The sequence below is a fragment of the Deinococcus yavapaiensis KR-236 genome (assembly GCF_003217515.1).
GTDB lineage: Bacteria > Deinococcota > Deinococci > Deinococcales > Deinococcaceae > Deinococcus_A > Deinococcus_A yavapaiensis.
Window position 1 is genome coordinate 150,199 of the sequence record NZ_QJSX01000006.1, and the last position, 15,347, is coordinate 165,545.

At 66.0% G+C, this 15,347-nt stretch carries 12 protein-coding genes and 1 riboswitch; of the genes, 10 read left to right on the forward strand and 2 right to left on the reverse strand.

The window, feature by feature from the left end; all coding sequences use genetic code 11:
• Window positions 1–164 precede the first annotated feature (164 nt).
• Both ychF and DES52_RS09440 read left to right on the forward strand, forming a co-directional pair.
• Entirely contained in the window at window positions 165–1,262 is a 1,098-nt protein-coding gene (gene ychF, locus DES52_RS09435; protein WP_110886559.1) for a redox-regulated ATPase YchF, read from the forward strand.
• Window positions 1,263–1,341: 79 nt separating this feature from the next.
• A complete protein-coding gene (locus DES52_RS09440; RefSeq protein WP_110886560.1) occupies window positions 1,342–2,268 on the forward strand; it encodes an alpha/beta fold hydrolase in 927 nt (308 codons plus the stop codon).
• Here the strand turns inward: DES52_RS09440 and DES52_RS09445 are convergent.
• Entirely contained in the window at window positions 2,260–2,652 is a 393-nt protein-coding gene (locus tag DES52_RS09445; protein WP_110886561.1) for a pyrophosphohydrolase domain-containing protein, read from the reverse strand. The genes DES52_RS09440 and DES52_RS09445 overlap by 9 nt on opposite strands.
• Window positions 2,653–2,992: 340 nt before the next feature.
• Between DES52_RS09445 and DES52_RS09450 the strand changes: the two genes are divergently transcribed.
• The 8 genes from DES52_RS09450 (at window position 2,993) to galE (ending at window position 13,877) form a co-directional block, all read left to right on the forward strand.
• A complete protein-coding gene (locus DES52_RS09450) occupies window positions 2,993–3,892 on the forward strand; it encodes a DMT family transporter (protein WP_110886562.1) in 900 nt (299 codons plus the stop codon).
• Window positions 3,889–5,382, forward strand: coding sequence for an ABC transporter permease subunit (locus DES52_RS09455; RefSeq protein WP_110886563.1), 1,494 nt, complete (start codon window positions 3,889–3,891; stop codon window positions 5,380–5,382). Before DES52_RS09450 ends, DES52_RS09455 begins: the two co-directional genes overlap by 4 nt.
• A 48-nt stretch (window positions 5,383–5,430) precedes the next feature.
• A riboswitch (FMN riboswitch) is annotated at window positions 5,431–5,592 on the forward strand.
• Between the two features lie 31 nt (window positions 5,593–5,623).
• Window positions 5,624–6,583: an ABC transporter substrate-binding protein gene (locus DES52_RS09460; RefSeq protein WP_110886564.1), complete on the forward strand. Its 960-nt coding sequence runs from the start codon at window positions 5,624–5,626 to the stop codon at window positions 6,581–6,583.
• Window positions 6,584–6,668: 85 nt separating this feature from the next.
• Window positions 6,669–8,879 (forward strand): MMPL family transporter, encoded by a 2,211-nt coding sequence (locus DES52_RS09465; RefSeq protein WP_110886565.1) that lies wholly within the window; start codon window positions 6,669–6,671, stop codon window positions 8,877–8,879.
• A gap of 77 nt (window positions 8,880–8,956) precedes the next feature.
• Window positions 8,957–10,258 (forward strand): deoxyguanosinetriphosphate triphosphohydrolase family protein, encoded by a 1,302-nt coding sequence (locus tag DES52_RS09470; protein ID WP_110886566.1) that lies wholly within the window; start codon window positions 8,957–8,959, stop codon window positions 10,256–10,258.
• A gap of 136 nt (window positions 10,259–10,394) precedes the next feature.
• Window positions 10,395–11,468 (forward strand): GGDEF domain-containing protein, encoded by a 1,074-nt coding sequence (locus DES52_RS09475; protein ID WP_110886567.1) that lies wholly within the window; start codon window positions 10,395–10,397, stop codon window positions 11,466–11,468.
• 180 nt (window positions 11,469–11,648) lie between these two features.
• The gene (locus DES52_RS09480) at window positions 11,649–12,764 is read left to right on the forward strand and encodes a LacI family DNA-binding transcriptional regulator (RefSeq protein ID WP_245900869.1); all 1,116 of its coding nucleotides are present in this window, start codon (window positions 11,649–11,651) and stop codon (window positions 12,762–12,764) included.
• Between the two features lie 120 nt (window positions 12,765–12,884).
• Window positions 12,885–13,877: a UDP-glucose 4-epimerase GalE gene (gene galE / locus DES52_RS09485; protein ID WP_110886568.1), complete on the forward strand. Its 993-nt coding sequence runs from the start codon at window positions 12,885–12,887 to the stop codon at window positions 13,875–13,877.
• A 464-nt stretch (window positions 13,878–14,341) separates the two neighbouring features.
• Here the strand turns inward: galE and DES52_RS09490 are convergent, their stop codons facing one another.
• Window positions 14,342–15,337, reverse strand: a complete 996-nt coding sequence (locus tag DES52_RS09490; protein WP_211317892.1) for an NADPH:quinone oxidoreductase family protein — start codon at window positions 15,335–15,337, stop codon at window positions 14,342–14,344.
• Window positions 15,338–15,347 lie beyond the last annotated feature (10 nt).

The window sequence follows — 15,347 nt, forward strand, 5'->3', positions numbered from 1 at the left end:
AGTTCAACGGCCGCGCCCGTCCCTTTCCTTCACGCCCGCTCGTCCTCCTGCGCCTCGCTTTCACATCGCCGTCGTGCGCCCTGTCCGCGCGAAGGTAAATCGGGAAACCCGTCATCCTGTATCCTTTCCAAGATTGCCCCGAGTGGGCAGAAGGAGTCGTCACCATGTGTGCCCTTGGAATCGGAATCGTCGGTTTGCCCAACGTCGGGAAGTCCACCCTCTTCAACGCCATCACGCGCGCCGGCGCGCTCGCCGCCAACTACCCCTTCGCGACGATCGAGCCCAACACCGGGCGGGTCACCGTGCCTGACGAGCGCCTCATCGCGCTGCGCGACATCTTCACGAAAGGTGACCGCGTTCCGCCCGTCATTCCGACGTACGTCGAATTCGTGGACATCGCCGGGCTCGTGAAGGGCGCTTCGAAAGGAGAAGGGCTCGGCAACCAGTTCCTCGCGAACATCCGCGAGGTGGACGCCATCGCGCACGTCGTGCGTTGCTTCGAGGACCCGAACGTCGTTCACGTCGCCGGAAGCGTCGATCCCCTGTCGGACATCGACACGATCAACACCGAACTCGTCCTCGCCGACCTCGGCACGATGGAGCGCCGCGTGGACCGCCTCAAGCGTAGCGCCAAAGGAAACAAGGAGGACTCGGAGCTGCTCGCCCTCGCGCAGCAGGTGCTCGCCGTGCTGGAGGAAGGCAAGCCCGCCCGCGCCGCAACGTACGACGCGCCCATTCCGAAGGACTTCGGCCTCCTCACCATCAAGCCCGTCATCTACGTCGCGAACGTCGCCGAGGACGATCTGCTCGAAGACAACGACATGGTGAAGACGGTGCGTGACTTCGCCGCGTCCGAGGAAGCGGAGGTCGTCAAGATCTCCGCGCAGATCGAAGGCGAACTCGCGGAGATGCCCGAAGAGGAAGCGCGCGCGTTTCTCGCCGATCTCGGCATCGACGAGCCAGGCCTCAACAAGCTCATTCACGTCGGCTACAAGACGCTGGGGCTCATCACCTTCATCACCTCGGGCGAGAAGGAAGTGCGCGCGTGGACGATTCGCGAAGGCACGAAGGCGCCTCAGGCGGCGGGCACCATCCACTCGGACTTCGAACGTGGCTTCATCCGCGCGGAAGTCATTCAGTGGGACAAGATGGTCGAGGCGGCAAGCTGGGCGAACGCCAAGAGCAAAGGCTGGGTGCGGACGGAAGGCAAAGAGTACGTCATGCAGGACGGCGACATCATGAACGTGTTGTTCAACGTGTGATTTCGCGCGCTCGGCGGCGCGTGGCCGAGCGGTAAGGCTTTTGACGGTTCGAGGCTTCGCTCGGGGAGATGCTCCGATCATGAAGCGATTTCTCGCGTTGCTGCCCGCCTTGCTGTTCGCCTCGTGCGCGCCGAGGGCGCCCCTCGCGACTCAGCCCGTTTCTCCGCCGCGGCTGCCCGGCATGACCGCGAGCGCTTACGTCACCGTCGGGGGAGAGCAGGTCTACTACGAGACGGGCGGCGCGGGCACGCCCGTCGTCCTCGTGCATGGCATCGGGGGAGGGAACTCGGGCTTTCAGTGGCGCCTCAACACCGCCGCGCTCGCTCAAGAGCATCGCTTGTTCGTCCTCGACTTGCCCGGCTTCGGGCGCAGTCCGGCCGAGGCCAAGGCGTACACGGGCGAGCTGTACACGAACGCCGTTCGCGACTTCCTCGCCGACGTCGTCGGGGCGCCCACGGCGGTCGTCGCGTCGAGCCTCGCGGGCGCGTACGTCATCGACATCGCGGCGAGCTCGCCGAACCTCGTCACGAAGCTGCTGCTCGTCTCCCCGACGGGCTTGGAGCGCTTGATCGCCCCGCCGAATCCGGGGTTCTACTCGGCCCTCACGCGCACGCCGCTCGGTGGGGTGATCTCGACGTTTTTGCGGGGCGAACCGGGCGTGAACTTCTTCTTGTCGGAACAGGTGTACCTCGACCGTAGCCTGGTCACGCCCGACATCACCAAGGTGTACGTCGACAACCTCGCGTCGGCGGACAAGGAATTCCCGGTCTTCTCGTTCATCTCGCAACTTCTCAACGCGAACGTCACCGAGTCGTGGCCGAAGACGACGGGGATTCCGTCGCGCATCGTGTGGGGCAGTGACGACGTAAACACGCCCGCGTCGGGCGCGGCGGCCTTCGTACGCCTGCGTCCAGACGTGCAAGTCGACGTCCTCGCGGGCCGCGCCATCCCGAACGACGAGTCATCGAGCGAATTCAACGAGATCGCGCGCGACTTCCTACGTTGAATTGTTCGCGCCAAGCCGCTTCAACACGCCGCGCACGTCGGCGGGCCGCCAGCCTTCGGGTTTGAGCTGCTTGCCGTCGGCGCGCTTCGGGCCTTTGGTCTTCTCCATGTTCGCTCGGTGCACTTCGGCGAACACCGCGTTCGCGTCCAATCCCAAGGCGAGCATCGCGCCGTACGTGACGTAGAGCAGATCCGCGAGTTCTTGAGCGAGCGGCGCCAAGTCGTCCGAAAGCGAGTCCATCGCCTCCATGACTTCCTCGTACTCCTCTCGAATGAGGGTGCGGCGCAAGCTCAGGAGTTCGGGCGAGGGAAAGCTCGGGCGATCGGGAAAGGCCGCGCCGATCGCCTCGTGGAATGCTCGGACTTTGTCGGCGTTCGTCGTCATCGCCGCACTGTAGCCAAAAACCAGGAGGGGGAGCCCATGGCTCCCCTGTTAGCGCGGGTGACCGGAGTTGCACCGATCCTCTGCTCGTGCCCGCTCGCGCGCCCGTTTTGATGATCGAGGTGGGCGCCTCCCTCGAGGATGGCCCCGACGGGGAAAGGCGGGAGTATTCGATGCTCGCGCCGTGACAAAGTATCGCTCCTGAACGTCATGAGAACATCCGTCATCTCGCTAAGGAATTTTGAGCCGAATTGCGTGGATAAATTCAATTCTGCTCAAGCCGCATTCATGGCGAGGCACGGCGCGTTCGCGCTTCGGGAAGCGAAGCGGTAACTTGAAGCGCATGGACGCTCTGAGCTTCGCCGCCATCGCCGTCACGATCCTCTTTTGGGCGTCGTCGTTCGCCGGGATTCGCGCGGGTCTGGAAAGCTTCACGCCCGAGCACCTCGCCTTGTACCGCTTTCTCGTGGCGTCGGTCGCGCTCGCCGTGTACGCCGTCATCGCTCGCATGCGCCTTCCGAGTCGCGCGGACCTTCTGCGGATCTTCGGCTTGTCGCTGCTCGGCATCACGACGTACCACTTGGCACTCAACATCGGCGAGCTCACGGTTCCGGCGGGCACGGCGAGCCTCATCATCGCGGCGGGGCCGGTCATCACCGCCTTGCTCGCCACGTCCTTCATGGGCGAGCGGTTGACGTGGCAAGGATGGCTGGGCACCTTCATCAGCTTGCTCGGCGTGCTGCTGATCGTCCTGGGGCGCGGAGAACCTCTCGGCTTCACCCGCGGCGCCTTGCTGATCTTGCTCGCCGCCTTTACCACCAGCTTGTACTTCGTCTTTCAAAAAGGCGTCGTGAAGCGCGTCGGAGCGCTGCGCTTCACGGTGTACAGCTTGATTCTCGGAACGCTTCCGATGCTGGTGTTCTTGCCGGGCTTCGGCGCGCAACTCGCCGCCGCTCCGCTCGGCTCGCACCTCGCCGTGATCTACATCGGCCTGTTTCCGGCGGCCCTCGCGTACCTCACGTGGACCTTCGCCCTCGCGCGCGTCGGAGCGGCGAGAACGACGAGCTTTCTGTTCGTCTCTCCGGTCCTCGCGATCCTCATCGGCTGGGTCTGGCTCGGCGAGGTGCCCAGCCGCGACTCGCTGATCGGCGGCATCATCGCCGTGCTCGGCGTGATCCTCGTGCAGACCGTCGGCAAGCCCAAGGTGCCCGCCGCGTCGCCCGCTCGGGAGAAGGCGGCGTGACGACGACGGACGTTCCCGCGGCGGGCGGCGCGATCGAGTTGCGTGACGTCACGATTCGTCTCGGCGGACGCGACATTCTGACGGGCGTGGACCTCACCGTGCGGCCCGGCGAGTTTCTCGCCCTCATCGGCCCGTCGGGCGGCGGAAAGAGCACGCTGCTGCGCGCCATCGGGAACTTGCTGCGGCCCGACCGAGGTGATGTGAAGGTGTCGAGTCCGCCCGCCTTCGTCTTCCAAGACTATCGCCTCTTGCCGTGGCGCACGGTGCGCGAAAACGTCCGCCTTCCCACCCAGGTGTCGGGACGCGGCTTGCCGCCCGAGGAGGCCTTGAAACTCGTCGGGATGCAGAACTTCGGCGGGTACTATCCCGCGCAACTCTCGGGCGGGATGCGGGCGCGCGTCGCCCTCGCGCGGGCGCTCGCGCAGCCCACGGACGTCTTGCTGCTCGACGAGCCGTTCGCCGCCCTCGACGCCCTCGTGCGCGAACGCTTCAACGCCGAGCTCAAGCACCTTCACGACAAGACGGGAAGGACGACGATTCTCGTGACGCACTCCATTCGAGAAGCCGTGTACCTCGCCGACCGCGTCGTCGTCCTCAAGGGCGGCAAGCTCCTCACCGTGCTCGACACGAACGGCGAGGGCCGCCTCAGCGCGTACACCGACGGCTTGGAAGCCGAACTGCGCGCCTTGCTCGGCGCGGGTGACTCCACGCAGATTCGCGAGACGCGCGGGCGGCGCGTCGAGGGGTGGAGCGTCTTGCTGCCGATCGCCGCGATTGTGCTGGGATTGCTGCTGTGGCACTTGTATGCCGCGAAACTCGCCCAGCCCTTCTTGCTGCCCACGCCGGGCGCGGTGTGGAACGCGCTCGTCACGAATTGGCCCGACTTGTGGTCGGCGCTTCTCGTCACGGCGGGCACGGCGCTGCTGGGGTTGCTCGGCGGGCTCGGCATCGGGCTCGCCTTGGGCTATCCGATCGCGAAGCTGCCGTGGCTGGAACGCTTCTTGTCGCCGCTACTCGTGACGTCGCAAAGCACGCCGACCGTCGTCCTCGCGCCCCTGCTCGTCACGTGGCTGGGGTTCGGCACCTTGCCGGGCGTCGTCGTCACGGTCCTCACATGCTTCTACCCGGTGCTCGTCGCGGCGCTCGTCGGGGTGCGCAGCGTCGACCGGACGTTTCACGAACTCTTCGATTCGCTCGGCGCGAGCACGTGGCAGCGCTTGAAGTGGCTGGAGTTTCCCGGGGCCTTGCCCACGCTTCTCGGCGGCCTGCGCCTCGCCGCGAGCTTGTCGCTCATCGGCGCGATCGTGTGGGAGTTCGTGGCGGGCAGCAACCACAAGGGCCTGGGCTTCATCGTCACGCAGGCGCGCACGTTCTACAACTTGGCGTTGGTGTTCGCCGCGATCTTGCTGCTGATCTTGCTAGGCGTCTTCGTGTACGGCGCCGTGACGATGCTGGAACGCCGAGCGTTGCGGCACCGAGAGCAGGAATAACCGCACGTTCTCGTTCGAGCGCCTCGCGCTAGACTTCGTTCGGCGAAAGCCATCCTTCGGGGCAGGGTGAAATTCCTTACCGGCGGTGATCGACCTCGGAAGACAAGAACGAGGTCGTCAGCCCGCGAAGCCGAGCCAAACTTGCAGGCGAGGCCCGACTCGGTGACATTCCGAGGCCGACGGTCACAGTCCGGATGAGAGAAGGAGGAGTCGGCGCGTTGCCCACGCGTCGGCGTCAAACATGGTGGACAAGAACTTGGTCGGATCGGCGATTCTCGCCGCCCTGCTCGCGGGAAGCGCGGGCGCTCAGTCGCGCACGATCACGATCGGCCTCGGCTACATTCCGAACGTGCAGTTCGCGCCCTTCTACACGGCCGAGCAGCAAGGCTACTTCAAGCGCGAAGGGTTGAACGTGAAGTTCCAGCACGGCTACGTGTCCGAACTCATGCCGCTGCTGCTGCAAGGCAAGCTGGACTTCGTGGTCGGCGACCCCGAGGACGCGATCTTGGCGCGGGTGCAAGGCGCGCCCGTGAAGTACGTCATGGCGGTGTACCAAAAGCTTCCGGCGACGTTGTTCAGCTTGCCGGGCGAAGGCATCGACGCGGCGAACGACTTGCGCGGCAAGACGATCGGCATTCCGGGTGCGTTCGGCTCCTCGTACTTCGCGCTCCAAGCGTTTCTCAAGGCGAACAAGCTGTCCGAGCGCGACGTGCGCCTCGCGCCGATCGGGTTCACGCAACTCGAAGCGGTGCGCGCCAAGCGGGTGGACGCCGCCGTAGGTTTCGTCAACAACGAGGTCGTGCAACTGCGGGCGTCGGGAATCCGCCCCAACACCCTCGACCTCACGAAGGCGTACCCGATGGTCGGGGCGGGACTCATCACGACCGAGAAGGTGCTGGCGGACGCCGTCGCGAAGAAGGTCGTGCGGGCCGCGCAGCGAGGCGTGACCTTCACGATCTCCAATCCGCAACGCGCCTTCGAGATCGCGACGAGCGCCGCGTACGCGGGGCCGAACGGCGGGACGTTGGACGTGCTCAAAGCGTCCGTGGCCCTCATGCGTGGCGGCGCCTTCGTCGGCGCCATCGACGCACGAAACTGGGGAACCGCCGTGGGATTCTTGCAGACGAGCGGCCAAGTGCCCAAGCGCTTCAAGCCGTCGGACTTCTATAGCGGCGCTTATCTCGACAAGTCCGTGAAGTAAGCGCGCTTCCCTTCGGCCCGTCACCCTAGGGGGTGACGGGCCCGATGCCATTCGTCCCCGGCCCGAAGTGCTTTACTGACGTTCGATGCAAGCTCTCGCGCGGTTCGTCACCCGACACCCCCTGATCGTCCTGCTCGTATGGGCTCTGCTCGTCGTGATCAGCGCCCCGTTCGCCGCGCGCGCGCCCGCCGCCATGAACGCCGCGCCGGGCAGTCCGCCCAATTCCGAGAGTGCCCGCGTGGCGCACTTGCTGGAAAAGGAATTCGGCGAGGGCGGCACCTCGGCGGTCCTGCTCGTGTCGCGCTCGGCGTACCTCGCCGACGATCAGCGCTTTCTCAACGACTACGACGCGTTCGTGGAGAAGCTGCGCGCCGTCGAGAAGGTGCAGGGAGTGACGCGCTTCGACTCGCCTTCGCCGTTCCGCACGACGAGCGTCGACAAGAAGCAGACCCTCACGATCGTCACGGTGAACGCCGAGGACGACGCGACGATGGAGCGCGTGCGTTCGCTCGCGCACGCGCAGCGCGGCGAATCGACGCAGTACCGCGTGACGGGCGGTCAAGTGATCGCGCGGGACTTCACGAAGTTCGCCGAGGAGGACACGCGTCGCAGCGAACTCGCCGCCCTGCCGCTCACGGCGGTCGTGCTGCTCGTGGTGTTCGGCGCGCTCGTCGCGACGAGCCTCCCGCTCCTCGTGGGAGTGCTGTCGATCTCGGTGACGCTCGGCGCGGTGTACTTCCTGACGCGAGTGTCGGACGTCAGCACGTTCGCCTTGCCCGTCATTACGATGCTGGGCCTCGGTGCGGGCATCGACTACGCCTTGTTGATGGTCAACCGCTTTCGCGAGGAACTCGCCGGACGTGGAAACGCGCGCGAAGCCGCGCGCCGAACGATCCTCACAGCGGGGCGCAGCGTCTTGTTCTCGGGAATGACGGTCGCGATCGCGATGGGCGCCCTCATCGCGCCGCCGCTCGATTTCGTGCGGTCCATGGGCGTCGGTGGAGTCACGGTCGTCATCATGACGGTCCTGGCGAGCGTCACGGCGCTGCCCGCCTTGTTCGTGCTGCTCGGCGAGCGTGTGAATTCGCCGCGCGTCCTCAAGCTCACGTGGAGTCAGAACGCGAACGCGTCCGCCGCCTGGACGTCCTTCGCGCGCCGCGTGATTCGCCGTCCGTGGCTCGCCGTGACAGGATCGGCCCTCGTCTTGATCGCTCTGGCCCTTCCGGCGTTCCGGATGCAACTCGGCTACGCGGGCGCGTGGGGCCTATCGCCTGGCGTGGAGTCGCGCGACACGCTTCGGGCGGTGGAAGGGCTCGGGGCAGGCGGTCTGCTGAGTTCGTTCGAGGTCGTGCTGGACCTCAAGGGTCGTCCGTACGACGCCGAGGCGCGCACGGCCTTTCGTGACACCGTACGCCGCTTGGAAGGCGTCGAGGGCGTCAAGGCTGTCATCTCGCCCTTCTTGCGTCCCGATTTGCTGTCGGGATCCACGACGGGCAACGCGAGCCTCTCGGACCTCGTGAGCCTCACGAACCGCTCCATCTCGCGCGACCGCGCGTACTTGCGAGTCACCGTGCTGCCCGACCGCGACTTGCGCGCGGACAAGGTGGACGCCTTCGCGGCGAAATTGCGCGCCGCGCTCAACGAAGGCGACCAGCCTTACTTGCTGGGAGGCGCGCCGATCGGTGGACGTGAATTCACACGCGCCCTGACCGACGCGACCTTGCCCGCCATCCTGACCGTTCTCGGCTTGACGTTCGTGCTGCTCGCCGTCGCGTTCCGCTCGCTGTTGATTCCGGTCAAGAGCATCTTGATGAACCTCCTGACAGTCGGCGCGGCGTACGGCGTCGTGACCTTGATCGTTCAGGAAGGCTTCCTGGCGGGCCCGCTCGGCATTCCGAGCGACGTCGGCGTGCTCGACTCGTCGTTGCCGCTGATTCTCTTCGCGGTGCTGTTCGGCCTCTCGATGGACTACGAGATCTTCTTGCTTTCGCGCGTGCAAGAAGAGCACTTGCGCGGTTTGCCGAACGACGAGGCGGTGGTGCAGGCCGTCGGGCGGACGGGCCGAATCATCACCTCCGCCGCGCTGATCATGTTCATCGTGTTCGCGGCGTTCGTGTCGGGACGGGTCGTGGCGAACAAGAGCATCGGCCTCGCGCTCGCGTTGGCCGTCGCCCTCGACGCGACGCTGGTGCGCATGGTGCTCGTGCCGGGCTTCTTGAAGCTCGCCGGAAAGTGGAACTGGTGGCTGCCGCGCTGGCTGGCGCGCCGCTTGCCCAAGGTGAGCTTGGAGCATTGAGGCCCGCGCTGGCGCGGTCGGCGAACGTGCAAAGGCGTTCGCCGACCGCGCCTCTTCGTGGCACACTGATCACAAGTATGCGAGCTTTCGATTACGAACGGCAGTACGGCAGCGCGAGCGATCAACGCTCGCCGGGCCAAAAGGACCGTGACCGCGTGCTGTACACGCACGAGTTCCGCCGTCTCGCTGGAATCACGCAAGTGCTCACCGACGGAGGGCACGCCTTTCACAATCGTTTGACGCACACTCTGGAAGTCGCGCAGGTCGCGCGGCGTATGGCCGAGCTCATGCACGCGAACGAGTGCCGCGCCGACCGCCTCGACCGCGCCGCGCTCATCGACGCGGACGTCGTGGAGGCCGCCGCCCTCATTCACGACCTCGGCCACCCTCCGTTTGGACATCTCGGCGAGCACGAACTCGACGCGCTGGCCAGAGAGGCGGGCGACGAGGACGGCTTCGAAGGCAACGCGCAGTCGTTTCGAATCGTCACGCGGCTCGCCGTGCAAAGTCCCGACCATCCGGGCCTCAACCTCACGAGGGCGACGCTGCGGGCGAGCTTGAAGTATCCGAATTTACGCGTGGCGATGCCCGAGCCGAACGCGCCCGATTTCGAGCGGCGCCTCAAGCAGCACTTGAAGTTCGGAGCGTACCGCGAGGACGCCGAGAGCTTCTTCTTCGCCGTGGAGGGCGCGGCGGGGTCGCGTCCGTCGCTCGAAGCGCAGATCATGGACTTCGCCGACGACATCGCGTACTCCATGAGCGACTTGCTCGACTTCTACAAGGCGGGCATGCTGCCGTTGCACGAACTCGCCCGCGAGGACGTGTTCGCCGCCTTCTTCGACAAGCACAAGGCGTTCATCGTGTGCGGCTCGTACGAGCAGGACGAGAACCGGGCCAAGGAGGTATTGCTGGAGATGGTGCGGACCTTCGATCCCACGCCGGGTTTCGACGGCAGTCGGCGCGACATGCTGAACTTGCGCCAGCGCATCAGCGACAACGTGGGGCGCTACGTGCGCGCGACGGTCGATTGGGACGCGCCGGAAGGTCCGGAACTGTGCGTGGACGAACGCCACCGCTTGGAAATCGCGTTTTTCAAGCGGGTGATGTGGGAGTTCGTCATCAGCCACTCCAGCATCCACACGCAACGAGAAGGACACGCGCTCGTCGTGCGCCGTCTCTTCCAAGCCGTTTTGAATCGCGTGCGAAGCGGTGCGGAATGCGTGACGGACGAGCATCTGCGGGCGTTCATTCCGTCGTGGTACTGGGAGGGAAACGCGAACGAGAATCCCGTGCGACTGGCCGTGGACGTCGTGGCGAGCCTCAGCGACGCGCAGGCCCTCGCGCTGGACGCGAGGCTTTCGCATCTCGTGGCTCCTTGATAACTCGGTCGAAGTTCGTGACGTGCGTGAAGCGGATGTGACAGAGCGTTCACTTCGACTGAAGAAACGTACAAGTTCTGCTTCATTTCCGTCATCCGGTCGTGGCCGTACATCGCTAGCCTGAAAAGGCGGGGCCATGACGCCGAGTTCCACGCAAGTCGACATTCGAAAGCGTATCGATTCGTTCGCGCTTGCCATCAGCGTGATCGGTCTTGTTGGAACATGGTGGTACGTTTTGGAGTTCAGCAGCACGAATTTGTTCGTGCTGTACACCATGCCCGCGCTCGTCGTGTTCAACTTGTGGGCGGCGCTCGCCGTGCTGAGTCAGTCGGCGGGACTCGCGAAGTTCGAGCGGCTCGTCTTTTACGTGCTGTACGGCTACGCGGTGGCGGCGCTCGCGAGTCGCTTCGTGCTGCCATTACACGGCCAGTCGAGCGTCGGAAGCTTGCAGATGTTCTTCGTGCTGCTCGTCGTCGCCGCGTCGGGCCTCGTGCTGCCGCCCCGAGCGGCCCTCGTCACGTCGAGCGTCCTCTTTGCCTTGGACGTGAGTTCGACGTGGGCGTACCTCTTGACGGTGCGAGCGCCGCCCTCCGAGCGGTTGCTGCACCTCGTCGAGCAGAGCCTCGCGCTGGCCGTGATCGCCCTCATGCTCACCCTCGCTTGGCTCAAGGTGTGGTGGAACGAGGCGGACGAGGCGCGCGGCCACATGTCGCGTCTCGCGCACAGCGATCCGCTGACGAACCTGCCGAATCGGCGCGGCATGTACGAAGTCGTCGAGCGAGCTTTCGCTCGCACGCCGACGGTGGGATTCTGCGTGGCGCTGGCGGACATCGACGGCTTCAAGAGCGTCAACGACAACTACGGGCACGCGCAGGGCGACGAAGTCCTGCGTCGCTTCGCGAACGTGCTGCGCGCCGAGTTGCGCGAACGTGACACGGTGGGACGCTGGGGCGGCGAGGAATTTTTGATCGTCCTGCCGGACGCGACGCTGCGCGGAGCGGCGGCGATCGCCGAGCGGCTGCGGCGAAGCGCGGCGATCGCCGCGCTCCTGCCGACGGCGAACCGCCCCATCACGGCGAGCTTCGGGGTGGCGCGCTGGCGGTCGGAGGACACCTTCGAGAGCTTGCTCGTTCGAGCGGACGAAGCGTTGTACCGCGCGAAGAGCGCGGGCAAGAACCGCGTGGCGACCGAGGAATCGGCCACTTCGTGACGTGAAGGTTGGCGCGGGCGCGGCGAGCATCGACACGCCGACGTGAAGCCTGAGACGTGCCGGACGTCGGGGATGTCCCGGCTCGTGCCTCGAACGCAGAAAGATCCCAACGATCAGGAAAAGCGTCGCGAAGCACTCTGAAACGATTCAGCGCGGATTTCGCAGTGATACCATGGCTTCGTGCCCTCCTCGAAGCCCGAGGCCGCCGAAACGCCTTCGACGAGCCTGAAAGGACGCCGCCGCGCCACCTTGCGAGACGTGGCCGCCGCGCTCGGCGTCTCCCCGGCGACCGTGTCCAACGCATACAACCGCCCCGACCAGCTCTCGGCCGAGCTGCGCGCGCGTATTCTCGACACCGCCCGCGACCTCGGCTATTGGGGTCCCGACCCAACGGCGCGGGGCCTACGGCGAGGGGCGACCGACGTGATCGGCGTCGTGTACGCCGATCGCTTGTCGTACGCCTTCGCCGATCCTGCCGCCGCGCTCTTTTTGCGTGGCGTGTCCAACGCCACCGAGGCGCTGGGCATCAACTTGCTGCTGCTGCCCGCCGCGCCGCATCCCGACCGCGAAACGTCGTCGCTCGTGCACGCCGCCGCCGACGGCTTCGTGTTGTACTCGCTCGCCGACGACGCACCCGCCTTGGGCCTCGCGCTGAGGCGCGGTCTGCCCGCCGTGCTCGTGGACGTCGCTCCGCGAGGAGACGTGCCGACCGTCACGATCGACGACGTGGGCGGAGCGCGCTCCGCGTGCGAACACGTGCTCGCCCTCGGGCACCGCGCCCTCGGCGTGCTCGGGCTGGAGTTCGATCGAACGCGCCGCCGCGGACTCGCGAACGCCGATCGGCAAGCGGACGTGCCCTTCTTCGTGACGAGAGAGCGTCTGCGCGGATACCGAAGCGCCGTCGAGGCGGCGGGCTTGGATTGGCAGACGTCGACGACAGTCTTCGAGTGTGCCGAGAACCTTCCCGAGGAAGGCTACGAAGCGGCGATGGCACTTCTGTCAACTGAGACCAGGCCGACGGCGCTGCTCGCCATGAGCGACCAACTCGCCTTCGGAGCCCTCAGGGCCGCCGCCGATCTCGGCTTGCAGGTGCCGAACGACGTCGCCGTCGTCGGATTCGATGACGTTCCGCTGGCCGAAGCGCTCGGCTTGACCACGGTCGCCCAGCCGACCTTCGAAAAGGGGCGGCTCGCCGGCAAGTTGCTGCTCGCGCGCCTCGCTGGGGAGGAGGACGCTTCTCCCGCGCCGCTCTCGACGACCTTGATCGTGCGCGGCTCCACCGTACGCGCTTCCTGAAGGCTCGCTTTTCGCACGTGACGCGTGTCGCGGCGTAGGCTGAGCCTCGTCGCGGATCGACGTACTTTCCTTAGTTACGCTTCTTTCGTTTCTTGTGTTATCCTGAAGAAGGAGGTTCTCATGAGCAAACTGCTGGTCACAGGCGGCGCCGGATACATCGGCTCGCACACCGTTCGTGCCCTTCTCGCCGCCGAGCACGAGGTCGTGGTGCTCGACAACCTGAAGGCGGGCCACCGTGAAGCGGTTCCGACGGGCGTGCCCTTGATCGAAGCCGACCTGCTCGACGAAGCCGCCGTTCGCGCCGCGATCGAAGCGCACCGCCCCGACGCCGTCGTGCACTTCGCCGCGCTCATCGAAGTCGGCGAATCCATGAAAGACCCCGCCCGCTACTACCGCAACAACACGGCGGGAAGCCTCAATCTCCTGACGGCCCTCAAAGACTTCGGCTCCATTCCGATCGTCTTCTCCAGCACCGCCGCCGTGTACGGCGAACCCGACGTCGTACCCATCCCCGAGGACGCCGCCAAGCGTCCCACGAGCGTCTACGGCGAAACGAAACTCTGGACCGAACACATGCTGAAGGCCTTCGACGCCGCTTACGGCCTGCCTCACGTCAACTTGCGCTACTTCAACGTGTGCGGCGCCGACGAAAGCGGAGCGATCGGCGAGGACCATCCCAACAAGACGCACCTCATCGAACTCGCGCTTCTGACGGCCCTCGGGCAGCGCGAAAAGATGATGATCTTCGGCGAGGACTACCCCACGCCTGACGGCACGTGCATTCGCGACTACATCCACGTCACCGACCTCGCCGACGCCCACGTCCTCGCCGTCGCGTCCCTGCTCGACGGCTCGCCTTCCACGGCGTACAACGTCGGTATCGGGCACGGCTTCAGCGTCAAGGAAGTTCTCGACGCCGTCGACCGCGTCGTCGGCACACCCTTGAAGCGCGAAGTCGCCCCTCGCCGCCCCGGCGATCCCGCCCGCCTCGTCGCCGACTCCAGCCGCATCAAGGCCGAACTCGGGTGGCATCCGCGCCACACCGATCTCGTCGGAATCGTCGAGAGCGCCTGGAAGTGGCACTCCGGCCATCCGCACGGCTTCGAAGGCTGAAGCGTAAGCGGCTCGCCGATCGAGCCTTCGGGCAGAAACGTGAACAACCCGCACGACGCTGCCTACGCCCCCTTGAGCTGAACACATCGCCATGGCTTCGGAAGGCGCGGTACGTCCGCCGCTCTCCGAGGCCGAACCTCGTTCCGGCAAAGGGTCGTGTCGTCGCGCGATTCTGTCAAAACGAGCACCGGCGTTGCCCCGACCGTGCCTGACGTGCTCAGGGCTTCAGCGTCAATGTCGAAGCCCTGAACACGACGCACAGCGTACCGGCACAGACGGAACCGAGCGGCCGACCTCTTCCCGAACATCATCACGACGAGCGGACGTTGTCTTGGCGCTTCAGGAGCGTGGCGTCGCGAGCAACGTCGGGAAGAAGGTCGACCCGCAAAGGAAGCGACGTTCCGAGCGGTGACGAGGGGAGACGTTTCTACAAGGACGCCGCGCGAGTCACGCCCTCGTCCTCATCAAGGTTCGATGACGACCTTGCCCGTGCTCGCGCGGTTCCACACGAAGTCGAACGCTTCGCCCGCCTGCTCCAACGAGAACGTCCGACCCACGATCGGCTTCGCTCGCCCGCCCGAGATGAGCTTCGTCAGGAAGGCCGTCGCCTCGCTCATCACCTCCACGTCCGCCAAGAAGGGCATGAGCCACACCCCGATCACCGAGAGGTTCTTTTTCATGAGCTCCACGGGGCGCAGTTGGCTGGGCTCGCGGCTCGCCGAGCCGATCACGAGGACGCGCCCGCGCGAGGCGAGCATCGCCAAGCTGTCCTGGAAACCGCGCCCCCCGACGATTTCGAGCACCATATTCGCGCCCTTGCCGCCCGTGATGCTCTTGACGGCGTCCACGAGGTCCGTGCGGGTGTTGAGCAACGCCTCGTCCGCGCCGAGGCTTCGCGCGACCTCCAATTTCTCCTCGGTGGACGCCAGGGCGATCACCTGGAGGCCCATGGCCTTCGCGAGCTGGACGCTCGCCGTGCCCAAAGCGCCCGCCGCCGCTTGCACCACGACCCACTCGCCGGGCTTCGCTTGTCCCAGCGTCGCGAGCGAGAAGTACGCGGTGTAGAACGACACCGGAAGCGCCGCCGCTTCCCGAGCGTTCAAATTCTGCGCGATCGGCAAGACGGCCGCCGCCGGAATGACGCTGTACTCCGCCATCGCGCCCGTTCCGCCGAGCGCCGCCACGAGTTGCCCTTCTTGCAAGTGCGTCACGCCCTCGCCGAGCTTGTCCACGATTCCGGCGAACTCCATTCCCGGCACCATCGGCACGCGCGTTCGCGTAAGGTACTCGCCGCGCACCGCCAAGATGTCCGCGAAGTTCAGCCCCACCGCCTGCACTTTGATTCGTACCTGCCCCGCCTGCGGCTCGGGCACCGGGAGCGTCGTGAGCTCCAGCACTTCCGGTCCGCCGAGCCGCTGAACTTGAATGGCGCGCATCGTCGCCGCCGTGGTGTCGGTCATGCCGGAAGTC